The sequence below is a fragment of the Streptacidiphilus melanogenes genome (assembly GCF_000787835.1).
GTDB classification, from domain to species: Bacteria; Actinomycetota; Actinomycetes; order Streptomycetales; family Streptomycetaceae; genus Streptacidiphilus; species Streptacidiphilus melanogenes.
Genome location: NZ_BBPP01000010.1, coordinates 143027 through 165735, shown reverse-complemented (window position 1 = coordinate 165735; position 22709 = coordinate 143027). Strand labels below are relative to the sequence as shown.

General features: G+C 73.3%; 20 protein-coding genes. 7 read left to right on the top strand and 13 right to left on the bottom strand.

The genetic code is table 11. From position 1 onward, the window contains the following. Positions 1 to 83: 83 nt before the first annotated feature. The 4 genes from TR49_RS14285 to TR49_RS14270 all read right to left on the bottom strand — a co-directional run bounded on the left by TR49_RS14285 (position 84) and on the right by TR49_RS14270 (position 4447). Entirely contained in the window at positions 84 to 1079 is a 996-nt protein-coding gene (locus TR49_RS14285) for a 2-hydroxyacid dehydrogenase (protein ID WP_042381542.1), read from the bottom strand. Between the two features lie 57 nt (positions 1080 to 1136). Next, positions 1137 to 2162 (bottom strand): 6-phosphofructokinase, encoded by a 1026-nt coding sequence (locus TR49_RS14280; RefSeq protein WP_042365437.1) that lies wholly within the window; start codon positions 2160 to 2162, stop codon positions 1137 to 1139. A 257-nt stretch (positions 2163 to 2419) separates the two neighbouring features. Beyond that, positions 2420 to 3148 carry a type 1 glutamine amidotransferase gene (locus TR49_RS14275; RefSeq protein WP_042381540.1) on the bottom strand — a complete coding sequence of 243 codons (729 nt, stop codon included), beginning with the start codon at positions 3146 to 3148 and terminating at the stop codon, positions 2420 to 2422. Between the two features lie 36 nt (positions 3149 to 3184). Continuing rightward, positions 3185 to 4447: a MurT ligase domain-containing protein gene (locus TR49_RS14270; protein ID WP_042381538.1), complete on the bottom strand. Its 1263-nt coding sequence runs from the start codon at positions 4445 to 4447 to the stop codon at positions 3185 to 3187. 203 nt (positions 4448 to 4650) lie between these two features. Here TR49_RS14270 and def point away from each other — a divergent pair, with 203 nt between their 5' ends. Both def and TR49_RS14260 read left to right on the top strand, forming a co-directional pair. Beyond that, the gene (gene def, locus TR49_RS14265; protein ID WP_042381536.1) at positions 4651 to 5223 is read left to right on the top strand and encodes a peptide deformylase; all 573 of its coding nucleotides are present in this window, start codon (positions 4651 to 4653) and stop codon (positions 5221 to 5223) included. Continuing rightward, positions 5220 to 6068, top strand: coding sequence for a hypothetical protein (locus tag TR49_RS14260; protein WP_042381535.1), 849 nt, complete (start codon positions 5220 to 5222; stop codon positions 6066 to 6068). Before def ends, TR49_RS14260 begins: the two co-directional genes overlap by 4 nt. A 248-nt stretch (positions 6069 to 6316) precedes the next feature. On the opposite strand, the gene TR49_RS14255 is transcribed toward TR49_RS14260, so the two are convergent. Continuing rightward, the gene (locus TR49_RS14255) at positions 6317 to 6964 is read right to left on the bottom strand and encodes a TetR family transcriptional regulator (protein ID WP_042381533.1); all 648 of its coding nucleotides are present in this window, start codon (positions 6962 to 6964) and stop codon (positions 6317 to 6319) included. A 108-nt stretch (positions 6965 to 7072) separates the two neighbouring features. On the opposite strand from TR49_RS14255, the gene TR49_RS14250 reads away from it, so the two are divergent. Next, positions 7073 to 8314, top strand: a complete 1242-nt coding sequence (locus tag TR49_RS14250) for an acyl-CoA dehydrogenase family protein (RefSeq protein ID WP_042381531.1) — start codon at positions 7073 to 7075, stop codon at positions 8312 to 8314. A 60-nt stretch (positions 8315 to 8374) separates the two neighbouring features. On the opposite strand, the gene TR49_RS14245 is transcribed toward TR49_RS14250, so the two are convergent. Both TR49_RS14245 and TR49_RS14240 read right to left on the bottom strand, forming a co-directional pair. After that, positions 8375 to 8716 (bottom strand): ArsR/SmtB family transcription factor, encoded by a 342-nt coding sequence (locus tag TR49_RS14245; RefSeq protein WP_042381530.1) that lies wholly within the window; start codon positions 8714 to 8716, stop codon positions 8375 to 8377. A gap of 87 nt (positions 8717 to 8803) precedes the next feature. After that, entirely contained in the window at positions 8804 to 10147 is a 1344-nt protein-coding gene (locus TR49_RS14240) for an MFS transporter (RefSeq protein ID WP_236653360.1), read from the bottom strand. A gap of 222 nt (positions 10148 to 10369) precedes the next feature. Between TR49_RS14240 and TR49_RS14235 the strand changes: the two genes are divergently transcribed. The 3 genes from TR49_RS14235 to metG all read left to right on the top strand — a co-directional run bounded on the left by TR49_RS14235 (position 10370) and on the right by metG (position 14217). Further along, entirely contained in the window at positions 10370 to 12019 is a 1650-nt protein-coding gene (locus TR49_RS14235) for a multicopper oxidase family protein (RefSeq protein WP_236653359.1), read from the top strand. 196 nt (positions 12020 to 12215) lie between these two features. After that, positions 12216 to 12449: a hypothetical protein gene (locus tag TR49_RS14230; RefSeq protein WP_042381525.1), complete on the top strand. Its 234-nt coding sequence runs from the start codon at positions 12216 to 12218 to the stop codon at positions 12447 to 12449. 262 nt (positions 12450 to 12711) lie between these two features. Then, a complete protein-coding gene (metG, locus tag TR49_RS14225; protein ID WP_042381523.1) occupies positions 12712 to 14217 on the top strand; it encodes a methionine--tRNA ligase in 1506 nt (501 codons plus the stop codon). Between the two features lie 385 nt (positions 14218 to 14602). On the opposite strand, the gene TR49_RS14220 is transcribed toward metG, so the two are convergent. The 3 genes from TR49_RS14220 to TR49_RS14210 all read right to left on the bottom strand — a co-directional run bounded on the left by TR49_RS14220 (position 14603) and on the right by TR49_RS14210 (position 18767). Continuing rightward, a complete protein-coding gene (locus tag TR49_RS14220) occupies positions 14603 to 16666 on the bottom strand; it encodes an FUSC family protein (RefSeq protein WP_042381521.1) in 2064 nt (687 codons plus the stop codon). 79 nt (positions 16667 to 16745) lie between these two features. Continuing rightward, complete coding sequence (locus TR49_RS14215; RefSeq protein ID WP_042381519.1) at positions 16746 to 18044, bottom strand: glycoside hydrolase family 3 N-terminal domain-containing protein; 1299 nt, start codon at positions 18042 to 18044, stop codon at positions 16746 to 16748. A 123-nt stretch (positions 18045 to 18167) separates the two neighbouring features. Then, a complete protein-coding gene (locus TR49_RS14210) occupies positions 18168 to 18767 on the bottom strand; it encodes a histidine phosphatase family protein (protein WP_042381517.1) in 600 nt (199 codons plus the stop codon). A gap of 94 nt (positions 18768 to 18861) precedes the next feature. On the opposite strand from TR49_RS14210, the gene TR49_RS14205 reads away from it, so the two are divergent. Beyond that, entirely contained in the window at positions 18862 to 19683 is an 822-nt protein-coding gene (locus TR49_RS14205) for a TIGR02452 family protein (RefSeq protein WP_042381515.1), read from the top strand. Positions 19684 to 19784: 101 nt separating this feature from the next. Here the strand turns inward: TR49_RS14205 and TR49_RS14200 are convergent, their stop codons facing one another. The 3 genes from TR49_RS14200 to pcaDC all read right to left on the bottom strand — a co-directional run. Beyond that, positions 19785 to 20468, bottom strand: a complete 684-nt coding sequence (locus tag TR49_RS14200) for a PhzF family phenazine biosynthesis protein (RefSeq protein WP_042381514.1) — start codon at positions 20466 to 20468, stop codon at positions 19785 to 19787. A gap of 56 nt (positions 20469 to 20524) precedes the next feature. Next, a complete protein-coding gene (locus TR49_RS14195; protein WP_042381512.1) occupies positions 20525 to 21724 on the bottom strand; it encodes a 4-hydroxybenzoate 3-monooxygenase in 1200 nt (399 codons plus the stop codon). Then, a partial coding sequence (gene pcaDC, locus TR49_RS14190; protein ID WP_063770089.1) for a bifunctional 3-oxoadipate enol-lactonase/4-carboxymuconolactone decarboxylase PcaDC occupies positions 21721 to 22709 on the bottom strand: 989 nt, incomplete at its 5' end. The genes pcaDC and TR49_RS14195, both read right to left, overlap by 4 nt.

The window sequence follows — 22709 nt, the reverse complement described above, 5'->3', positions numbered from 1 at the left end:
GTGGTGCGCACAGCTACCGCACCAGGGTAGAACCGTCCGGAATGTCCTCCGTCACCGGGTGCCCCGGCGCGCCTCCGCGTGCCTCAGCGCGGCACGAGCGTGTTCTCGGTGCGCCGTCCGGAGAGGTAGTCCTCGACGTTGCGCAGTGTCGCGTCGATGATCTGCCCCACCGCCGTGGCGGTGAAGTACGCCTGGTGGGAGGTCACCAGCACCTGCGGGAAGGTCATCAGGCGCGCCAGCGTGTCGTCGGCCACACCCTCGAGCGACTTGTCGAGGAAGAACAGGCCTGTCTCCTCCTCGTACACGTCCAGGCCGACCCCGCGCAGCCGTCCCGCGCGCAGCGTCTCGACCAGGGCGTGGGTGTCGACCAGGCCGCCCCGGCTGCTGTTGACCAGCAGCGCGTCCGGCTTCATGCGCGCCAGGGCGCTCTCGTCGATCAGGTGGTGGGTGTCCGGCAGCAGCGGGACGTGCAGGGAGATCAGGTCGGACTCGGCGAGCAGCCGCTCCAGCGAGGTGTACTCCATCCCCAGGTGGTCGCGGCAGGTGGCGTTCTCGGCGATGTCCCAGCCCAGCAGTCGGGTGCCGAAGCCGTGCCCGATCCGGGCGAAGCACTCGCCGATCTTGCCGGTGCCGACGACGCCGACGGTCATGCCGTGGACGTCCGCGCCCATCAGGCCGTCGAGGCGGAAGTCGAACTCGCGGGTGCGGTTCGCCGCGCGGATCACCCGGCGGTTGACCGCCAGGGCCAGGGTCCAGGCGAACTCGGCCACGGCGTAGGGAGAGTAGTAGGAGACCCGGGCGACGGTCAGGCCGAGCTCGGCCGCGACGTCGAGGTCGATGTTGTTGAAGCCGGTCGACCGCTGCGCGATCATCCGGGTCCCGCCCTCGGCGAGGGTGCGCAGCGTGGTCGCGTCGAGTTGGGCGTTGACGCTGGAGCTGATCACCTCGTGTGCGGCGGCCAGAGGCGCGGTGTCGGAGTCGAGGAACACCTCCAGACACCGCACCTCGTGGCGGCCGGCGAACGCGGCCTCCAGCAGCGGCTTCTCGTCGGCCTGGACGCCGTAGGCGAGGATCTCCATGAGGCCACGCTAATCGGACATTCCGCCCGTTGCTTGGCACCGTCGGCTGCCCCGGGCTCAGATGACCGTTTCTGCTTCGGCGTAGCGCTCCGCGGGGACGGTCTTCAGGTCGGCGACCGCGTCGGCCAGCGGGACCAGGTTGATCGCGGTGCCCTGGAGCGCCGTCAGGTGACCGAAGGCGCCCTTGTGCACCGCCTCGACCGCGTGCCAGCCGAAGCGGGTGGCCAGGATGCGGTCGTACGCGGTCGGCGTGCCACCGCGCTGGACGTGGCCGAGGATGACCGGGCGGGCCTCCTTGCCGAGGCGCCGCTCCAGCTCGCCGGAGAGGCGGGTGGCCACCCCCGCGAAGCGCTCGTGGCCGTAGATGTCGATGCTGCCGCGCTCCCACTCCATGGTGCCGGGCTCCGGCTTGGCGCCCTCGGCCACCACGACGATCGCGAACTTCTTGCCGCGCTCGAAGCGCTCGCCGACGACCGCGGTCAGCTTGCCGATGTCGAAGGGGCGCTCCGGGACCACGATCGCGTGCGCGCCGGCGGCCATGCCGGCGTTCAGGGCGATCCAGCCGGTGTGGCGGCCCATCAGCTCGACGACCATGACGCGCTGGTGCGACTCGGCGGTGGTCTTCAGCCGGTCCAGGGCCTCGGTGGCCACCGAGACGGCCGTGTCGAAGCCGAAGGTGACGTCGGTGCAGGCGATGTCGTTGTCGATGGTCTTCGGCACGCCGACGATCGGCAGCCCGGCGTCGGAGAGCATCCGGGCGGCCTTGAGGGTGCCCTCGCCGCCGATCGGGATGATGCCGTCGAGGCCCAGCCGCTCGCACATGGCCTTGGCCGCCGGGACGCCGTCGCGCAGCTTGCTCGGCTGCACGCGGGTCGAGCCGAGGATGGTCCCGCCCTGAGCGAGGATGCCGGAGACCGAGTCCAGCGTCAGCTCGCGGTAGTCCTCCTCCAGCAGGCCGCGCCAGCCGTCCACGAAGCCGATGATCTCGTCGCCGTGGTCCACCACGCCGCGGTGCACCACGGACCGGATCACGGCGTTCAAACCTGGGCAGTCCCCACCACTGGTCAGCACACCAATACGCATCGTTCAACTACTCCCGAGCAGAGCGCGGTGACCGGAATCGGACAAAACAACCCTATCGCGATGATACCGAGCGTCGGCTTCCGGTCAGGCCGGCCCGGTCGCCAGGGCGGCGCCGTCGGCGCCCTGCGGGGGGAGTGTGAGGGTGGGTGCTGGAGGCTCGGCAGGGGTGTGCGTGAGCCTCCGGCGGTGTTCGGTTGTCTGCCGCTGCCCTGAGCCGGTCCGCTGCCCGCGGCTCGGGAGGTTGTCCCGCCCGCGGCTCAGGAGGTGGCCTGGGCCGCCGCGATGCGCTCCGCGCGCAGCGCGTCGTACCAGGTGTTGTCCGCCGGCGGCAGCGCGCTGACGTCGAGGGCCAGCTTGATCAGCAGGTCCGCGACCAGCGGGTTGCGGGCCATGATAGGCCCGTGCAGGTAGGTGCCGAAGACGGTGTCCCGCCAGGCGCCCTCGGTGCCCTCGCCGGTGCCGTTGCCACCGCCGACGGTGACCTGCGCCAACGGGGAGACGCCCTGCCCCAGGTGGGTGACGCCCTGGTGGTTCTCGAAGCCCGTCAGCGTCGGCAGGCCCAGGCGCGGGTCGGGCTCGGCGACGATGTCGCCGACGTTGCGCTTGCCCTCGCCGCGCGTCGACCAGACGTCGAGCAGACCGAGGCCCGCGGTCCGCTCACCGCGGTCGTCGATGAACTCGTGGCCGAGGATCTGGTATCCGGCGCAGACCGCGAAGACGATCGCGCCGTTCTCCACCGCCCGGCCCAGGCCCGGGTCCTGCCGCAGCCGCTCACCCGCGAGCCGCTGCGGACGGTCCTCGCCGCCGCCGATCAGGTAGATGTCGCCGCTGGTCGGCACCGGCTGGTCGGAGCGCACGTCGACGCGTTCGACCTGGAGTCCGCGCTGCCGGGCCCGGCGCTCGACGACGAGCACGTTGCCGCGGTCGCCGTAGGTGGAGAGCAGGTCCGGGTAGATCCAGATCAGCCGCAGGGCACTGTCAGTCATGACGGGGAGTCCTCTTCCTCAAGTCCCGGGCCGGCGTCAGTTGGGGGTCGCCACGTCGCGGCGCAGCTGCTGGAAGGCCGTGTAGTTGGCGATCGCCTCGATCCGGCCCTGCGGCGCCATCGCCACGGCCTGCTGGATCGAGTCGACGACCTGGAATTGCACGCCCGCGACTTCCAGCCGCACCGCGAGGTCCAGCTTGCGCTGGCCCATCACGAAGACCGGGTGGCCGACCAGACGCTCGTAGTCGACGTCCCACAGCCAGGAGGTGTCGGTGCCGTCGGCGGAGAGCGCGTTGACGGAGAGGACCACCGGCGACGGCGCCGGGTCGATCAGGCTGAACGTCTCCAGCCAGCCGGCCGGGTTCTTCGCCAGCAGCAGCCGCACCTCACGGCCGTTCACCAGCACCGATTCGTAGCGCCCGGCGACGGCCTGCACCGACTCCATGCGCTGCAGCGCGATCTGCGGGTGCACCCCGAAGACCGACACGACGGCGGCGGTGCTCGTCGCGTTGGACAGGTTGGCCCGGCCGGGCAGCTGGAGCCGGATCGGCCACGGGTTGCCCTGCGGGTCCACCACGAACTCGCCCTGGAGCGCCCAGTGCGGCTGCGGACGCCGGAACCCGCAGCTCGGGCAGAACCACTCCTCGTCCGGACGCTGCATGACGCCACCACAGCTGGGGCAGGACCAGGCGTCCTCCTTGTAGGCCTGGCCGGCCGCGACCCAGATGACCTTCTTGCAGGACGACGCCGCCCAGGTGACCAGCGGGTCGTCCGCGTTGGCGATGACGACGGCCTCGGTCCCGGCCAGGCCCTCGCGCCACTTCTCCGCGAGCATGCGCGTCTCGGAGGAGCGGTCGAGCTGGTCGCGGGAGAGGTTGAGCAGCGCGATCGCCTTCGGGTTGGTGTCCCTGGCGACCATGTTCAGGTACTTCTCGTCGACCTCGATCACGCCGAAGCGCGCCTCGCCGCTGTCGGCGAGCGCGGAGGTGATGCCGGCCGGCATGTTGGCGCCGAGCGCGTTGGACACCACCGGGCCCGCAGCCTTGAGCGCCTCGGCGATCAGGCGGGTCGTCGTGGTCTTGCCGTTGGTGGCCGAGACCAGGACCACGTCCAGGCCCTCGGAGACGCGACGCAGCAGGTCCGGGTCGAGCTTGAGGGCAACCCGGCCGCCGATCACCGATCCGCTGCCGCGGCCGGCCGCGCGCGACACGGCGGCGGCGGCCTTGCCGGCCGTGACGGCGAGCTTGGCACGGGCGTTCAGCGAGGCCGAGGTCGCGGCCGAATCGGGATGCGCTGACATCGGTTGCTTTCCTCCTGCGGGACGGCCTGCGGGACGTGTGTGCCCCCGGCTGCCCGTAGCCTACCGGCACGATCGCTTCCGCGGTCGGCGGCGTCCACGACCCGGTCGCCCACGGACCGTCGCACGGCCTCGGCACGGGCTCGGGCATGGGCTCGCGCACGGGCTCGGGCACGGCTTCGAGCGGGGACACATAGAGTCCTCCCATGCTCTCCCGCATTCCCGGCAGCGCCGGTACCGTCCACCCCGTCACCGCCTGGGCCTCACCGGTGCTGCGCACCCCCTGCGCGCCGGTCGAGCGCTTCGACGAGGAGCTGGTCTCCCTGGTGGAGTCCATGTTCGCCACGATGTACGCGGCCGACGGAGTGGGGCTGGCGGCGAATCAGATCGGGATCGGCCTGCGCGTCTTCGTCTACGACTGCCCCGACGACGAGGACGTGCGCCATCTGGGACATGTCGTCAACCCCGTCCTGGTCGAGGCGGACGGTGTCGTGATCGCCGGCGAGGAGGGCTGCCTCTCCCTGCCGGGCCTGCGCGCGCAGACCCCCCGCTACGACCGTGCGGTGGTACGCGGCCAGGACCTCACCGGCGCGCCGGTCGAGATCGAGGGCACCGGCTTCTTCGCCCGCTGCCTCCAGCACGAGGCCGCGCACCTCGACGGCGGCGTCTTCCTCGACGAGCTGACCGGCTGGCGCAGGGCGCGGGCGCTGCGCGCGATGCGACGCGCCGACTGGTACGTCCCCGCCGGTGACGCACCGGTCGGCGGGGGGCGCGCATGACGGACGAGTGGTGCGCGCAGCCCGAGCGCTGGTCGGTGCGGGACGACGACGGCACGGCCGTCGCCGACTTCGTCCAGGTGCGCGGGCTGCTGCGTGGCCACGACTTCTGGTGGGCGGCGGACCTGCGCCCGGCGCGCGACGCGGACCCCGCCCGTGCGGCGGCGGTCGTCCGACGCCGCCTGCCAGGTTGGATGGCCGAGCTCCGGGTCACCGGGCCGCAGGACGCCTTCGCCCGCCTGCTGCTGGACGCCTCGCTCAGTCACGGCCGCTACGCGCACCACTACGTCTGGGACTTCGGGGTGCGGGCTCCCGATCCGTCCTGGTCGGACCCGCCCCTGCCGCCCGAGCTGGCGCTCGTCGCGCCGCACGAGGTGAGCCCCCGGCGTCTCTTCCGTATCCACCGGCGCGCTTATCCGCCCACCCACCCGGACCACCCCGCCGGGGACTTCGACCGGCTCGCCCAGCTGATGGGCGGCGGCCTCTTCGGCGGTCTGCTCGGCGGCAGCGTGGTCGCCGTGCGTGGCCGCCGCCCGGTCGCGGGCATCATGATCGGCCACGAGAACGGCGACTCGTCCCTCGCCGCGGCGGTCCTGCCCCGGGCTGGGCATTCGGTCGCTGACCTCGCCCTCACCGGTCCCGCGGTCGTCGACCTCTTCCGCGACCCGGAGGACTCCCTCCCCGGCCTGGGCGGCCTCCTCCTGCGCCGCGCCCTCGCCGTCACCGCGAAGGAGGGCGGCCCCTCGCTGTCCCTCACCGTCACCGAGGGCAACCCGGCCCGCCGCCTGTACGAGCGCACGGGCTTCGCCCACTCCCACAGCACGGTCGCGCTCCGGCTCCCGCTGTAGGCGCCCCAGGCGCACCGGCTGAGAGCGCTCCGCGCGTGCGAGGCCGACCGGCCGCCACGGTCGGGATCGGTTCGCCCGCGCCGCGGCCACCCGGAACCGGGAAGACGCGGGTGGGCGGAGCGAGTAGTCCCGCGTGCTCCACTCTTGGCCCTGCCACGAGGCCAGGCACGTGCCCCCTCGGCCTTCGGCCGGGAGGCGGCCCCCGCGACGCCGCGGCTGACCTGGCAAAAGGTTGGCCTTGCGCAGCCCTAGTCGCGGGCTTCCTCGCGGATGTGGGAGCCGTTGTGGTTGGCCGTTGCGGAGGGGTTGTCCGCGGCGGCGGCGAGGCGGCCCCAGAGGAGGTCGGCGAGGGTCTGGACCATCCGGTGGCGGGGGAATCCGGGCTGCTCCAGCCACCAGTCGCCGGAGGCGAGGACCATGCCGGTGATGGCCTGGCCCCAGGCCGTCGCCAGCAGGTCGCGGTCCGGGCCGAGGTCGATCTGGCCGGCGATGGCCGTGCTCAGTTCGGAGGCGATCGCCCGCAGGGTGGGGGCGAGCGGGCCGGCGGGGGAGAGCCCGTCCGCGGCGGGGTCGGGGTGGGCGAGGAAGCGGTAGACCTGCGGCGCGGACTCGATCGCGGCGAGGTAGGTGTCGAGGACGTTCTCCACCAGCTCGCGCCGCTCCAGCGGAGCGGCCAGCGCCTCGCGGATGCGGTCCAGCAGCGCGGCGCTGTGGCGCTCCGCCAGCGCCTGGTAGAGGCCGGTCTTGTCCTTGAAGTGCCGGTAGAGAATCGGCTTGGTGATGCCCGCCTCCGCCGCGATGGCGTTCATGCTCGCGCGCGGACCTTCCCGCCGGACCACCCGGTCGGCGGCGTCCAACAGCACCTCACGCCGGTCGGCGCGGTCGGGGCTCGGCATTGCCTTGACATCCTTACTGCCTGGTAACAAACTGTGGAGCGCGTTACCGACGGTAACACCTGGCGGAAATAAATCCAGTCCGCGCCTCGCGCCCGGGGAGACACACCTATGACCGGCTTCAACCTCGCTCTCAACGACGACCAGATCGCGGTCCGCGACTGGCTGCACGGCTTCGCGCGCGACGTGATCCGCCCGGCCGCCGCCGAGTGGGACGAGCGCGAGGAGACCCCCTGGCCGATCATCCAGGAGGCCGCCAAGGTCGGCATCTACTCGCTCGACTTCTTCGCCCAGCAGCAGTTCGACCCGACCGGTCTGGGCATCCCGATCGCGATGGAGGAGCTGTTCTGGGGCGACGCGGGCATCGCGCTCGCCATCGTCGGCAGCGCGCTCGCCGCGGCGGGCGTCGTCACCAACGGTACGCCCGAGCAGGTCGGAACCTGGGCGCCGGAGATGTTCGGCACCCCGGACGACCCGAAGCTCGCGGCCTTCTGCTCCTCCGAGCCGGACGCCGGCTCGGACGTCGCGGCGATGCGCACCCGCGCCGTCTACGACGAGGCGAAGGACGAGTGGGTCATCAACGGCACCAAGACCTGGGCCACCAACGGCGGTATCGCCCACGTCCACGTGGTCGTCGCCACCGTCGACCCGGCGCTGGGCGCGCGCGGCCAGGCGTCCTTCATCATCCCCCCGGGCACGCCGGGCCTGAGCCAGGGCCAGAAGTTCAAGAAGCACGGCATCCGCGCCTCGCACACCGCCGAGGTGGTCCTGGACAACGTGCGCGTCCCGAGCTCCTGCCTGCTCGGCGGCAAGGACAAGCTGGACGAGCGCCTGGCGAAGACCCGCGAGCGGGCCGCGGCCGTCGCCCGCGGCGAGCGGGTCGAGCAGGTCAAGAACGCCGCGATGGCCACCTTCGAGGCCTCCCGTCCGGCCGTCGGCGCCCAGGCGGTCGGCCTGGCCCGCGCCGCGTACGAGGAGTCGCTGGAGTACGCGAAGACCCGCGAGCAGTTCGGCCGCCCGATCATCGACAACCAGGGCATCGCCTTCACCATCGCCGACATGCGCACCCGCATCGACGCCGCGCGCATGCTGGTCTGGCGCGCCTCCTGGATGGCCGCCACCGGCCAGCCCTTCACCGCGGCCGAGGGCTCCATGTCCAAGCTCTACGCCGGTGAGACGGCCAAGTGGGTGACCGGCCAGGCCATCCAGATCTTCGGCGGCAACGGCTTCACCCGCGAGTACCCGGTGGAGCGGATGCACCGCGACGCCGCGATCTACACCATCTTCGAGGGCACCAGCGAGATCCAGCGCCTGGTCATCGCCCGGACCCTGTCCGGCCTGCCGATCCGCTGAGACGTCTTCCGGGGCTGGGCCCTCGCTCCTGGCTTTCCTGGTTGTTCGGGTCAGCTCGGGTCAGTCGGCCAGGACCAGAGCCAGCAGCCCCGGGAAGCGTGCGTCGAACTCCGGCCGCCGGAGGCGGTTGAGACGCCTGGGCCCGGCGTCGCGCTGCTCCAGCAGGCCTGCCTCGCGGAGGACCGCGAAGTGGCGGCTCAGCGTCGCCTTGGTGACGGGCACGTCGAAGCTGCCGCAGGGTCGCTCCCAGTCGCCCGCCTCGGCCAGGGCGCGCACGAGCGTCTGGCGGACCGGATCGGCGAGGGCGAGGAGCGCCGTCTCCAGGCGCACCTCGTCCAGGTTCGCGTGTTCCGGCGCGGCGCGGTGGCTCGTGCCCGGCGCGCGCTCCGTGCTCGGGGTCATGGCGGTTGCTCCGTCCGGATCGCCCAGGGTGTTCGCTCGTCGGCGAACACCCTACTGCGCTGCCCGCCCGGACGTCGACGGCGCAGGTCAGCTGCTGGCCGGGGACGCGCCCGGCAGGGGGCGGTGGGACGGGGCGCGGCTCGGGTGGGAGTCGGTGCGGGCGGCCGGTTCGGCGTCCAGTTCGCGCCACTCCGGGCGCAGGCCCGTGAGCGTCGTGACGGCGCAGTACAGCAGGCCGGCCGTCGCGGCGACCGGGCCCAGCGCGACCGCGCCGAGGGCGGCTCCGGCGATCAGGCCGCCGAGCGGGACGCCCGCCCAGGAGACCGCGTCCGCCACCGAGATGACGCGGCCGACCAGCTCGCGCGGGATCCGCTCGTAGACCGCGGCCGCCAGGATCGGATTGAGGAAGCCTGCGGCGAAGCCCGAGACCGCGCTGACGGCGAGCACCGCGCCGAGCGGCGCGCCGAGCGCGAGGACGAGGAAGCGCGGCGCGCCCGCCACGACGAACCCGGCCAGGAAGGTGACGCGGCGCGGCAGCCGTTCGCCGAGCCATGCGGCGACCAGCCCCGCCGCCGCCGAGGCCGCGCTCATCACCGAGAAGACCGCGCCGACCGCGCCCACCCCGAGCCCGTGCCGGTGCACCCAGACGGGGATCAGCACCGCCGACCACGCGGCGTCCAGGAAATTGGTGGCCACGGTCAGCCCCACCGCCGTCGCCAACAGCCGGTTCCCGCGCAGGAAGGCGAAGCCCTTGCCGAGCCGCTCCCAGTAGCCAGCGTCCTCCTCGGCCGCCGCCTCCTGCACCCGGCGCTGCGGTGCGGCCAGGGCCGTGGCCGCACCGCTCAGCAGGAAGGTGGCGGCGTTGAAGACCAGCGCCGTCGCTGCGCCGAACCCGGCCACGGCGGCCGCGCCGAGCGCCGGGCCGGCGGTGATGGCCAGCCGCTCGGCCGCGCCGGACAGGCCGGTGACGCGTTCCAGCGGCACCCGCGCGTCGTCGGCGGCGTCCGGCGTCATCGCCACCTTGGCCGCGTCGCCCGGCCCGCGCACCGAGCCGATGACGGCGACGAGGACCAGCAGCAGCCAGATCGGCAGCGCGCCCGCCGCGTGGGCGATCGGCACGGCCAGCACCGCCGTCGCGCTGACCAGATCGCCGAGCAGGCTGATCCGGCGCGGCCCGATCCGGTCGATGGCCGGGCCCGCCGCCGCCTTGGCCAGCACGTACGGGCCGAGCTCGCAGAACGCGGTCAGGCCGGTGAGGGCGGTGCTGCCGGTGGTGGTCAGCACCAGCCACGGCAGCGCGACGGCGGAGACGCGGGTGCCGGTCAATGACAACGCCTGGGTCAGCAGCAGACCTACGAGGCCGCGGTAGCGCGATCGCCTGGCGCTCCACAGCGGGCGGATCCGGTCGGGGGAGGGGGTCTGGTCTGCCACGCAGCCAGCCTAGAAGGCGAGAACGCGCCTGAAGAGGGGTCGGTGACGGTCCATCCTCCGCATGAGGTAGCGGCCGGGCCCGGCGATGACGACGTGAGATACGTCTCGGGAATTGCTGAGTCTTGCCTGTGAGGCCGTCAATCGCCATGCTTCCTCTCAGTTTGTTCTGAATCGGGGGGTCTTCTTCGGGCTGCCCGGATTCCAATTCCATTGGGGGGCTTGATGAATGGGCGTTCGACCGGCAATGCGGGGCCGGCGGCCAGAACACCGCGGCGGACCCGGCGCCTCGTCCAGGGGCTGACCGCGGCCGCGGTCCTGGCGGGGGCGGTCTTCGGGGGACAGGCGCTGGCCTCGTCCGCGCCGAAGCCGCCGTCGACGGCGGCACAGGAGAAGGGGATGGTCTCCGGCCGTCCCTTCAGAGATCCGGCCGACGCCGACACCTCGGCCACGAAGCAGATCACGATCACCCTCGACGCGCACCGCACGCGCTTCGACCTCTCCGGGCGCAAGGTCTGGGGCCAGTCCTACAACGGCAGCTTCGTCGCGCCGACCGTCCGGGTCGCGCCCGGCTCGGCGGTGACGATCCGGCTGGTCAACCACCTCACCGTCGCCACCAACCTGCACTTCCACGGACTGCACGTGGCGCCCACCGGCGTCTCCGACGACCCCTTCCTGTGCGTCGCGCCCGGCCAGTCGCTGACGTACCGGCTGGCGATCCCGAAGAACCACCCGCAGGGCACCTTCTGGTACCACAGCCACGCGATGGGCACGACCTGCCCCAAGCCCGGCGCGATGGTCGCCGACGACATCGACGACGACATGTCCGGGCCGATGGGCGGCGACATGGGCGGGATGAGCGGCTCTCCGGCCGCGTTCGTTCCCGGCGACGTGGAGAACCAGATCTCGTCGGGCCTGTCGGGCGCGCTGATCGTCGGCGACGACCGCACCCTGCTGCCGCCGAAGCTGCGTCACATCACCGCGCACACGCTGGTGTTCAAGGACGCGCAGATCGCGGCGGACGGCTCGATCGTGCAGAACACCGGCACCACCTCGATCGACTCCGGCGCGCCGACCGTACGCCTGGTCAACGGCCAACTGCGCCCGGTGCTGTCGATGCGGCCGAACGAGACCCAGCTGTGGCGGCTCACCAACGCCGGCGCGGACATCTTCTACCGGCTCCAGCTGGACGGGTACCGGTTCACCGTGGTCGGTGAGGACGGGGCGCCCGTCGCCAAGGTGCGCACGGCCTCCGAGCTGCTGCTGCCGCCGGGCAAGCGCTACGACGTGCTGGTGACCGCCGGATCCGAGCCGGGCGGCGCCTGGCTGCGCACGCTCGCCTACTCCAACGGCCCGCAGGGCGACGACTACCCGAACACCCAGCTGCTCCGGATGGACGTGCGGGGGGCGACGACGGGCCGGCTGCCGGCCGTCTCCGGCCGCATCCCGACCGCCGCGCCCGACCTGGCCGGCGCGAAGATCGCCCAGAAGCGCAAGCTCGTCCTGTCCGAGAGCGCGGACGGCGACAGCTTCTTCATCAACGGCAAGCAGTTCATGATGAGCGACGGTTCCGTCTTCGCCACCCCGGCCAGGCTGGGCACGGTGGAGGAGTGGACCATCTACAACACCTCCGGTGAGATCCACCCCTTCCACCTGCACACCTCGGACTTCCAGGTGATGTCGGTCAACGGGGTGCCGCAGCCCTACACGAACCGGCAGGACATCATCCCGGTGCCGTACGAGCAGAACGGCAAGCCGGGCGTGGTGGTGATCCGGATCGCGTTCGAGGACTTCCCGGGCCGCTACATGTTCCACTGCCACATCGCGGCCCACGAGGACAACGGGATGATGAGCTTCATCAACGTCGTCCGCTGAGTCGTCGTTCAGCGAAGGCGGCGGCGACGGCCTCACGGTCGGCGCCGCCGCCGAGCTGCACCTCGAGCAGCAGGGGAGGTCAGCCCGTCCTGGCCCGCCAGGAGCACAGTGAGCCTGTCGAGCGGATCCGCGCGAGCGGATCTACCGTGGGTGGGGAACGATTCGAGGCGTGCGAAAGCGATCCCGGGAGGCACTCATGCCCGGTTCCACCACCATCGGCCGCACCGAGCGGCTGGTCATGCTGAGCCACCACGACGCCGAGCGGCTGGCCGCGACCATGGAACGACTTTCCACCATGCTGGCCGCCGACGACGCGGACCGGCTCACCGACCCGCAGGTCGCCAAGCTCTGCGGCGGCGACGCGGCGATGCGCGGCGAGTATGCCCACTGGGCCGCCGAGGTCGGCGCGTTCATCCGCGGCCACCTGTAGATCCACCCCCGCCACCTGCAGATCCGCTCGAAGGCGCCGCCCAGCACCGCTCGAGCCCGGCGAAACGGCAGGGCCCGCAGGCCGCGGGCTCTGGTAACCTGCGTCCATGATCTCCGCGCCGACCCGTCGAATGATGCGCCCCTACCGGGGCTGCTGAACGACGCGCGCGCGTTCCTTCGAGGCCCCCGTCCAGGGGCCTCTCGCATGTCCGAGCCACAGGCCCCTCCCGCACCGAGCCGCACCGAGGCAGGAGAAGAGCCTGATGAGCTACTACGTCACCACCACGATCCCGTACGTCAACGCCCGGCCGCACCTGGGCTTCGCCCTGGAGCTGGTCCAGGCCGACGTGCTCGCCCGGCACCGCCGCTCGCGCGGCGGCGCGGTGCGCTTCCTCAGCGGCACCGACGAGAACTCGCTCAAGAACGTCCTCGCCGCGGAGGCCGAGGGCGTCGCCGTCCAGGACCTCGTGGACCGCAACGCGGCCGCCTTCGCCGAACTCGCCCAGCCGCTCGCGCTCTCCTTCGACGACTTCATCCGCACCAGCCGCGATCCGCGCCACCGCGCCGGCGTCGCCCACCTCTGGCAGCGCTGCGCGGAGGCCGGCGACTTCTACCGCAAGGCGTACACCGGCCGGTACTGCGTGGGCTGCGAGGCCTTTTACAACGACGCCGAGCTCGTCGACGGCCGCTGTCCCGACCACGGGACGGAGCCGCAGGAGGTCAGCGAGGAGAACTGGTTCTTCCGGCTCTCGCGGTACGAGGAGCAGCTGCGGGAGCTGATCACCAGCGGCGCGCTGCGCATCGAGCCGGCCTCTCGCCGCAACGAGGTGCTGGCGCTGATCGACTCCGGCCTGCGGGACTTCTCGGTCTCCCGCAGCCGCGCCCGCGCCCGCGGCTGGGGCATCCCCGTGCCCGGCGACGATGACCAGGTCGTCTACGTCTGGTGGGACGCCCTCGGCAACTACGTCACCAGCCTCGGCCTCGGCGGCGACGCTCCGGCGGAGGAGTTCCAGCGCTGGTGGGCGGGCGAGGGCGAGCGCGTCCACCTGGTCGGCAAGGGCGTGCTGCGGTTCCACGCCGTCTACTGGCCCGCGATGCTGCTGTCCGCCGGCCTTCCGCTGCCGACGCGGGTGCTGGTGCACGACTACCTGACGGTGTCCGGCCGGAAGATCAGCAAGTCCGCGGGCGACGTGGTGGACCCCGCCGAGCTGGTCGCCCGCTACGGCACGGACGCGGTGCGGTGGTGGCTGCTGCGGGAGGTCCCGCGCGTCGGCGACGCGGACTTCACCGAGGAGCGCCTCATCGCCCGGGCGGACGCGGACCTCGCGGACGGCTTCGGGAACCTGGTCCACCGGGTGGTCACCATGGTCCACCGCTACCGGGACGGCGTCGTCCCGGAACCCACCACGGTGACCACGGCCACCTCCGAGCTCCGCGCCGTCTGTGCCCGCGCCGCAGGCCGCGTCGACGCGGCCCTCGACGCCTTCGACTACCGCACGGCGGCCGCCGCCGTCTGGACCCTCGTGGAGGAGGCCAACCGCTGCATCGACCGCACCCGCCCCTGGGAGCTCGCCAAGGCCGAACGCACCGGCGCCCGTTCGGCTCCCCTGGACGCCGCGCTGGCCGCCCTTGTCGCCGCCTGCCGCGAGGTGGGCGAGCAACTGCGCCCCTTCCTCCCGGACGCGGCGCAGCGGATCGTCGAGCGCTGTACCCCGCAGGGCGGCGTGCTGCCGAAGTCCACCCCGCTCTTCGCCAAGCTCGGCGACTAGGCCGCACGGTCGCTGCCCGACGACCCGCGAGGGGCGCAAGGCATGCTCGGGGGCCGGCGGCCTCGGCGGGAGCTCGGCCGGACGCTCGGCGCGTGCGGCCGGGGGGCGTGCCCCGGGCTGGCACTGCTGCCGGCCCCCGACCGTACGTGTCGCGCGCCCGAGCGACGGCCGGGGCCTGTGCGGGAGGGTGTCGGCCCCGGGCCCCGTCCGGCGGATCCGGACCAGCCCGGGCCGTCCGGCGCGTGCGCTCCTGCAAGGCGGCGGAACGTCCACGGGCTGGGCCGTGCTTTTGCCCACCGCCAACGCGGCATTGGGGCACCTCCCGGCCGAAGGGCGGGGAGTGCGTGCCAGGCGGCCCGGGCCCGGAACATCCGTCGGCCAGGACCTAAGACGCCAGGGCGTCCTGAAGGCCCGTCATGGCCTCCGTCAGGATCGAGGCGTCGTAGATGATCTCCGGTGGGGTGCCGTCCTCGGATTCCGACCAGGTGGTGAAGGCGTCCCGGACCGGGGTGAGGTCGACGGGTGCGCCCGCGCGGACGGATTGGGCCGCGTGGGCGAGTTGCTCCCGGACGACCGCCGCGAAGGCGGTCGCGCCGGGGGAGTCGCCCTCGGCGGTCGGGACGTGGGCCTCGATCAGCATCGTGGTCCGCCCGATGGCGGAGATCGCCGCGCGGGCGTCGGCGAGCTGGGACGGGCGCAGGCCCCGCGCGCGGACGGGTTCCGCCTCGGCGGAGGCCTCCGTCGCGGTGAGCGCGGCCCGGGCCGCGCGATGGTCCAGCAGGGCGTCGCGAAGGGCACGCCGGTTGTGTGCGGACGGGTCCCCGAAGGCCTCCAGGCCGGCCGCGGCGTAGTGGCCCGCGGCGTCGATGTAGTCGGCGAGGCGATCCGGCAGCCGCACCGTCTGCCAGGTCGGCCAGAGCGCGTACGCGGCGAAGGCGAGGAACCCGCCGAGCAGCGTCATGCCGACGCGCTCCTCGGCGGTGTACCGCAGGACGAGCCCGTCCATCGAGAGCAGGAAGACGACGTAGACCGAGACCAGCGCGCTGAGCGCCATGTAGCCCGCGCGCATGGTCAGGTACGCGCAGCCGACCGCGACGACGGCCAGCAGGCCGCAGACCCACGGCGCCGGCTTCGCCAGCACCATGACGACCGAGGCGAGGCCGACGCCGACGACCGTGCCCGCGAGCCGGGCGACGCCGCGGGTGTAGGTCTGCGAGAACTCCGGGCGCATGATCATCATGACCGTCATCGCCGCCCAGTAGCCGTGCCCGAACGGCAGCAGCATGCCCAGGCCCTCCGCGAGCGTGACGACCACCGCGACGCGTACCGCGTGCCGCATGACCGGCGAGCGCTGCGTCCAGTTCCGTTGTACCGCGGCCGCGGTGAGCGGCAGCAGGGCGCGGACGCCGGGGCGGCGCAGGTAGCGCGGCTGGTCGTCGTCGACGGGCGAGTCGAGCGCGTCGGTGACCTCGGCCAGCAGGCCGATCAGGCGCAGCGCGGTGTGCCGGGCGATGCCGTGCAGCACCGGGCCGCCGTCGGGGATGGCCAGCGCGCGGTAGGCGCGCTCGGGGACCTGCGCGCCCTCCCCGCTGCGGATCGAGCGGGCGGCCGCGTCCAGGATCTCGGCGGCGGCCGCAAGCAGTTCGCGCGCCCGGTCGCGTTCGCGGCCCTCCTCGGCGGCGCCGACGCGCGGATCGGCGAGCGCGGCCAGCGCCGGACGCAGCCGCTCGACCAGCGAGCGCACCCCGGCCAGCTCGGAGGGACGGCTGCGCGCCTGACCCGGCGTCACGATCGCGGCCTCGCGCGCGGCCATCAGCGGATCGGGGTCGAACGGCGCGAAGGGGTCGTGCCGCAGCCGTCGCGCGTAGTCGGCCATCGACCCGCACGCCTCGGCGAGGGCCTCGCGGTGCGCGCTCCACCGGTCCACCGGCCACAGCACCACCAGCAGCGCCTGGATGACGCCCCCTGCCGCGATGACGCCCGCGTGCTGCGCCGCCTCCGGCACGCTGGCGGGCAGGGTGACGGCGACGATCATGACCGTGACGGCCATCGACGCCAGGATCCCGGCTGTCTGCCCCGCGACCCACGCCATTCCGGCTGCGAACGCCCAGACCGCGAGCACCGCGAGGAACAGCAGGTGCCACGGCGAGACGACGTAGCCGACGAAGGTGCTGAACGACAGCGCCAGCGCGGTCGCCAGCGCCAGCCAGGGGCGCGGACGGTAGCTGCGCTGGAAGGTGGCCATCCCGGCGAGCTGCGCGCCGAGCGCGGCGGACGTCGCCATCGCCGGCCCGCCGAGCGCGAGCGCGCCGAACAGCGCGATCGCGACGCCGAGGGCGCCGCGCAGCGCGGCCAGGGGCTGGTTCGTCGCCCGCTCCACCGTCAGCCCGGACCGGGTAGCGGTCTTGAGCGAGCGGTACCAGGCTGAGCCGGAAACGGAGGAGGCCATCGCCGGTCAGCTTAGTTGACCCCGGTTGCAGCGGACCCTTCGCTTCGGCTGCGCCGCGCCCCCGTCCTTGGTGCCTCGACTACCCGCAGAGGTTCACGTGGCGGACGTTCAGCACGGCGTTCGCCGCGTCGATCAGCCGCGCACGCGAGAGGCTGCCGTCGTTGACGGCGGCCACGACCGCGTTCGCCGTCTGCTGGGTGAGGCCGGGGGTGTCCGGCTCCTGGCTGAACATCACCATGTCCGCGCCGGCGCGCAGCGCCTGGACCGTGGCCGAGGGGACGGAGTAGCCCGCGGCGGAGATCGCCTTGGCGTCGAGCGCGTCGGTGATGACCAGGCCGTGGAAGCCCAGGTGCCCCTTCAGCTCGTCGTTGATGATCGTCGGGGAGAGGCCGGCCGGCGTCGAGGTCAGGCCGGGGACCTTGTCGTTGGAGATCATGACCGCCGGGGCTCCGGCGGCGATCGCCGCCTGGAACGGCGCCATGCCGGTCTGCTGCTCGCTCGACCACGGGATGGTGTTCGCGGGACCGAGGTCCGAGTTGTAGCTCGAACCGCCGATGCCGGGGAAGTGCTTGAGGACGGGGATCACACCGCCGGCCATCATGCCCTTCATGTACGCCGTGCCGTCGCGGCCGACCAGGGACGGGTCGCCGCTGAAGGCACGCCACCCGTCGGGGTTCTGCGCGCTGGGGGCGGCGTTCGTGCCGTCGACGTCGACCACCGGCGCGAGGTCCATGTTCACACCGGCCGCAGCCATCTTCTGGGCGACAGCCGTGGTGTTCTGCTGGATCTGCGCCGGGCTCCAGTTCCCGCCCATGTAGGCGGGCCAGGGCAGCGAGCCGACCAGGTTCGCCATGCGCTGGATGCCGCCGCCCTCCTCGTCCGTCATCACCAGCAGGCCGTGGCCGCCGGGCACGTGCGACTTGAGGGCGCTGATCTGCTGCCCGAGGTTCGCGGGCGCGGAGCTGCCGAAGAGCACGACGCCCCCGGCTCCGGCCGCGACCTCCGGGGTGGCGGCCGCGACGTTGCCCTCGTCGACGGGAACGGCGATCGTCAACATCGCCAGCCGCTGGTTGGACCAGCCGGCCAGCTTCGAGGTGTTGCTGCAAGAGGCGGCCGCCACGTCCCCCGACCCCGCGGGTGCGCTGCTGCGCTTGGACGGCTGCGACTGCTTCGAGGCGCTGGACGAGGGGCTCGAGCTGGGGCTGCCGGTGGGCTTCGTGCTCGGCGCGGCGGCGCCGGTCGTCGCGCTGGAGGCGGCCCCGGCAGCGGACGGTTTCACGGTCGTGGCGGACCCGCCGCAGGCGGCGAGCGGCACCACGGTGACGGCGGCGAGCGCGGCCACGCCAAGCGCGGCGGAGCGGGTGCGGCGGTCGGTCATGGTGGAGGCTTCCGGATCGGGGGCAGAGTCGTTGCTCGTTCCACTGTCCGGGTTCGGGACGATTTATCCAAGGAAGGGAGAGAAGGGTCACTCCAAGGAGCACCCTTCTGCGGACCCTCCGGCTCAACCCCGCGGCTGCTCGTTCCAGGACGCGAGGACATGGCGGCCGTGCTCGGTGCTCAGCCGGCTGATCGTGCCCGTGGCCAGCTGGAACAGCGCCCCGTCGGACGGCGGCAGCCCGAGCCTGCGCGCGGCCAGGACGCGCAGAAAGTGCGCGTGCGCGATCAGCACCACATCGCCGCCGCGGCCGTTCTGCAGCGCAGCCTCGGCCCTGGCGATCACCCGGTCGGCGCGGATGCCGACCTCCTCCGGCGTCTCGCCCGGGTGCTCCGGCGGGCCGGGCGCCACGCCGTCCGTCCACAGGTTCCAGTCGGGCCGGGTGCGGTGGATCTCGCGCGTGGTCACGCCCTCGTACGCGCCGTAGTCCCACTCCACCAGATCCCGGTCGACCACCGCGTTCATCCCGGCCAGCTTCGCGGTGTCCTGGGCCCGCCGCATCGGGCTGACCAGCGCCAGGCAGATCTTGTGCTCGGCGAGCAGCGGCGCCAGCGCCCGGCCCTGCGCCTCGCCGTTCTCGGTGAGCGGGATGTCGCTCCAACTGGTGTGCTGGCCCGACACGCTCCACTCGGTCTCGCCGTGCCGCACCAGGATCAGGTCACTCATGCCGCCACGCTACCCGTCCGGGCACGCCGCCGCCCGGACGCCTGCCGCGAATTCGGTCGCCCCGAACCGGTCCGCTGTCCTAGCGTGCGGGGACATGAGCAGCCGACTGCGCGCCGTGGCGGCGCGGAACCAGGTCATCGCCGAGACCGGTCGCTATGTGGCCGTCGACGGCACCGAGGTCGAGATCGGCCCGGCCCTGGCCGCGGCCGTCGCCGGCACCCGCTGCTTCGGCCCGGACGAGTGGCCGGACACGCCCCGCGACGACGCCGTCCTCGCGACGGTGATCGAGGTGACAGCGGAGGGCAGCCTGACCGCGGCCCGTCGCCTCGCGGCCGACGGCCCGGTCGCGGTGCTGAACTTCGCCTCCGCGCGCAACGCCGGCGGCGGCTACCTGGGCGGCGCCCGTGCACAGGAGGAGGACCTGTGCCGCAACGCTCTCCTCCATCCCTGCCTGCTGCAGGCCCCGGAGTACTACGAGGCGCACCGCGCGTCCGACGACCTGCTCTACAGCGACCGCGTCATCTGGTCGCCTTCGGTGCCGGTGCACCGGGACGACCGGGGCGCTCTCGCGGCCGAGCCGTTCACAGCGTCCTTCCTCACCAGCCCCGCCCCGAACGCCGGCGCGCTGCTGCGCCGTGAACCGGACGCGGGCCCGCGGATCCACTCCGCGTTGGCCCGCCGGTCCGGCCGGGTGCTGGGCGTGGCGGCAGACCAGGGCGCGCGGCAGCTGGTGCTGGGCGCGTGGGGATGCGGAGTCTTCCGCAACGACCCGCACGAGGTCGCGGGCGCGTTCCGCTCCTGGCTCGCACCGGGCGGGGCGTACCACGGCGTCTTCGCACGGGTGGTCTTCGCGGTGTGGGACCGCAGCGAGCCCTCGACGAACCGCAGCGCCTTCGAGGCGACGTTCGCGGCGTAGCCGCGGAGCGCGGATCGGCGGGGCCGCCGGGGTCGGCGAGGAGCCGCGCCGCGGCACCAGGGGCGCACCTTGCCGGAGCCCGTCGCTGGTGAGCGGGGCGCTCAGGCCCGCCGCAGTCGGCGGACCTCCACGGGGACGACACGCCCGCCGACCTCCACCGTGCCGTCCGGGCCCGGCCGGGTGAGGATCTGCGAGCCCACCCCTTGCCGGATGTCGAGCGCCCGGCCCAGTTCCGCGGTCAGCACGACCGCGGCAGCGCCGGTCGCCTCGTCCTCGTCGATGCCGTCGCCGCGGCCGGGGAAGCCCCGCGTACGGACGGCGCCCTCCGCCTCGTCGGACCAGGCCCAGGCGTAGAGCCAGCCCGTCCCCAGAGGCGGCACGGCCAGCGCGTCCACCTCGGCGACGCTGTCGTACCGCTGCGTCCTGCGGCCCGACGCCCACTGAGCGCGGCCGCGGATCCAGTGGAACTCGCCCTCCTGCCAGGCCGCGACGTCCCCCGCCTCCGGCCGCAGCATGTCGACGGTGAAGCCCTCGCTGCGCAGCAGCCACGACGTGCCGACGAGCGGGTGCCCCGCGAACGGCAGGCGGGCACTCGGGGTGTAGATGTCGACCCGGCCCGCCGCCGCGTCGTCGACGAAGACCGTCTCGGAGAAGCCCAACTCCCTTGCCAGCTGCTGGCGTTGCTCCCGACCGGCGAAGGCGGAGCCGTCCGTGACGACCCCCAGCGCGTTGCCCGCCGCGCCGCCCGGGCCGCAGAAGACGCGCAGCACATGAAGATCACTCATGGCCCCATCCAAGCAGGGACCGCCGCAGGGACCGCCGTCGGGCATCCGTGCCGGGCTCAACCGATGGCAAGGCCCGCGTAGTTCTCCGCCAGTTCGGCCGCCGCGTGGCGCGAGGAGGCGATCCGGTCCAGCTGGGAGACCTGGAGCCGGGTGCGGAACGCGGACTGGTCCGGGTCGGCGTGCAGGGTCGTGGTCATGAACCACGAGAAGTGCTCGGCCCGCCAGACCCGGCGCAGACAGGTGTCGGAGTAGGCGTCGAGCAGCTCCGTCGAACCGCTCGTGCGCAGGGCGGCGAAGGCGCGGGCCAGGACGACCACGTCGGCGGCGGCCAGGTTCAGGCCCTTCGCGCCGGTCGGCGGCACGATGTGGGCGGAGTCCCCGGCGAGCAGGATCCGGCCGAACCGCATGGGTTCGGTGACGTGGCTGCGCATCGGCAGCACGGCCTTGGAGGTGATCCGTCCGCGCTTCAGGGTCCAGCCGCCGTCGAGGGCGAGGCGGGTCTCGAGCTCGTCCCAGATCCGCGAGTCCGGCCAGTCGGCGGGGTCCTCGCCGTTCGGCACCTGGAGGTAGAGGCGGCTGACCGTCGGCGAACGCATGCTGAGCAGCGCGAAGCCGCGCGGCGAGTGGGCGTAGACGAGTTCCTCGCTCGACGGCGCGACGTCGGCGAGGACGCCGAGCCAGGAGTAGGGGTAGCGGCGCTCGTAGCCGCGCAGCGCGTGCTGCGGGATCGCCCGTCGCACCACGCCGTGGAAGCCGTCGCAGCCGACGACGTAGTCGCAGGCGAGCGTCCGCTCACGGCCCAGATGGCGGTAGTGGACGACGGGCCGGTCGGTGTCGGCGCCGGTGACGTGGGTGACCTCGGCCTCGAACGCGAGCGGCGATCCGTCGGCGAGCTGAAGCGCGATCAGGTCCTTGACCACCTCGGTCTGGGCGTAGACCCAGACGCGGCGGCCGCCGGTCAGCCCGGGGAAGTCGATCCGGTGCGCGCGGCCGTTCCAGCGGAGCTCCACGCCGTCGTGGACCAGGCCCTCCCGGTCGAGGCGGTCGGCTGCGCCGCAGCCGCGGAGCGCGTCGACGGTGCCCTGTTCCAGGATCCCCGCGCGCTGGCGCTGCTCGACGTAGGCGCGGTCGCGGCTCTCCAGGACCACGCAGTCGACGCCTGCCCGGCGCAGCAGCCGGGCCAGCAGCAGGCCGGCGGGACCCGCTCCGACGATGCCGACGGTGGTGCGGTGCGGCAGGGCGGCGGTCTGGTTCATCGGGCGGTCTCCGCTCCGTCGGTGGTGGTGCCGGGTTCCTCCCGCAGGACCCGGTCGGCGATCGCGAACGCGGCGTTGGCGGCGGGGACGCCGCAGTAGATCGCGGACTGGAGCAGCACCTCGCCGATCTCCTCCGCCGACAGTCCGTTGCGGCGCGCCGCGCGCACGTGCAGGGCGAGTTCTTCGTGGTGGCCGCGGGCGACCAGGGCGGTGAGCGTGATGCAGGAGCGGACGCGGCGGTCCAGCCCGGGCCTGGTCCAGATCTCGCCCCAGGCGTAACGGGTGATCAGCTCCTGGAAGGGCGCGGTGAAGTCGGTCGTGGCCGCGACGGCCCGGTCGACGTGCGCCTCGCCCAGCACCTGCCGGCGCGTTGTCAGACCCCGGGTGTAGACCGGATCCAGGGCGGAGGGCTCGGAGAGGTGGCGGGTGAGGGCGGCCAGTACGCGGTCGGGCTGCTCGGCGGGGGCCAGATGGGCGGCCCTGGGCAGTTCGACCAGCGTGGCGTCGGCGATGCCGTCCGCGAGTTCGCGGGCCTGGGCGGGCGGGGTGGCCGGATCCTCGCGTCCGGCCAGGACGAGGGTGGGCGTGGTGATCTGCTTCAGGGCGGGCCGCAGGTCGAGGGCGGCCAGGGCGTCGCAGCACGCGGCGTAGCCGGCCGGGTCGGCGGCCCGCAGGTCCGCGAGGAGGGCGCGGGCGGTGGGGGAGGCGGCGAACGCCGGGGTGAACCAGCGGGCGGCGGAGGCGTCCAGCAGCCCGGCGAGGCCGTGGGCGCGTACCTCGGCGGCGCGGTCGTGCCAGCCCTGCGATTCGCCGAAACGCGCGGACGAGCAGATGAGGGCGAGCGAGGTGACCCGCTCGGGGTGGTGGGCGGCGAGGTGGGCGCCGACCGCTCCGCCGAGCGAGACGCCCGCGTAGGCGAATTGCTCGATCCCGAGACGGTCGGCCAGGGCGAGGACGAGTGCGGCCAGGTCGGCGACGGTGGTGG

Coding starts and splice junctions, on each gene's coding strand:
- TR49_RS14285 (WP_042381542.1), bottom strand. CDS start 1,079: ATGGAGATCCTCGCCTACGGCGTCCAGGCCGACGAGAAGCCGCTGCTG.
- TR49_RS14280 (WP_042365437.1), bottom strand. CDS start 2,162: ATGCGTATTGGTGTGCTGACCAGTGGTGGGGACTGCCCAGGTTTGAAC.
- TR49_RS14275 (WP_042381540.1), bottom strand. CDS start 3,148: ATGACTGACAGTGCCCTGCGGCTGATCTGGATCTACCCGGACCTGCTC.
- TR49_RS14270 (WP_042381538.1), bottom strand. CDS start 4,447: ATGTCAGCGCATCCCGATTCGGCCGCGACCTCGGCCTCGCTGAACGCC.
- def (WP_042381536.1), top strand. CDS start 4,651: ATGCTCTCCCGCATTCCCGGCAGCGCCGGTACCGTCCACCCCGTCACC.
- TR49_RS14260 (WP_042381535.1), top strand. CDS start 5,220: ATGACGGACGAGTGGTGCGCGCAGCCCGAGCGCTGGTCGGTGCGGGAC.
- TR49_RS14255 (WP_042381533.1), bottom strand. CDS start 6,964: ATGCCGAGCCCCGACCGCGCCGACCGGCGTGAGGTGCTGTTGGACGCC.
- TR49_RS14250 (WP_042381531.1), top strand. CDS start 7,073: ATGACCGGCTTCAACCTCGCTCTCAACGACGACCAGATCGCGGTCCGC.
- TR49_RS14245 (WP_042381530.1), bottom strand. CDS start 8,716: ATGACCCCGAGCACGGAGCGCGCGCCGGGCACGAGCCACCGCGCCGCG.
- TR49_RS14235 (WP_236653359.1), top strand. CDS start 10,370: ATGAATGGGCGTTCGACCGGCAATGCGGGGCCGGCGGCCAGAACACCG.
- TR49_RS14230 (WP_042381525.1), top strand. CDS start 12,216: ATGCCCGGTTCCACCACCATCGGCCGCACCGAGCGGCTGGTCATGCTG.
- metG (WP_042381523.1), top strand. CDS start 12,712: ATGAGCTACTACGTCACCACCACGATCCCGTACGTCAACGCCCGGCCG.
- TR49_RS14220 (WP_042381521.1), bottom strand. CDS start 16,666: ATGGCCTCCTCCGTTTCCGGCTCAGCCTGGTACCGCTCGCTCAAGACC.
- TR49_RS14215 (WP_042381519.1), bottom strand. CDS start 18,044: ATGACCGACCGCCGCACCCGCTCCGCCGCGCTTGGCGTGGCCGCGCTC.
- TR49_RS14210 (WP_042381517.1), bottom strand. CDS start 18,767: ATGAGTGACCTGATCCTGGTGCGGCACGGCGAGACCGAGTGGAGCGTG.
- TR49_RS14205 (WP_042381515.1), top strand. CDS start 18,862: ATGAGCAGCCGACTGCGCGCCGTGGCGGCGCGGAACCAGGTCATCGCC.
- TR49_RS14200 (WP_042381514.1), bottom strand. CDS start 20,468: ATGAGTGATCTTCATGTGCTGCGCGTCTTCTGCGGCCCGGGCGGCGCG.
- TR49_RS14195 (WP_042381512.1), bottom strand. CDS start 21,724: ATGAACCAGACCGCCGCCCTGCCGCACCGCACCACCGTCGGCATCGTC.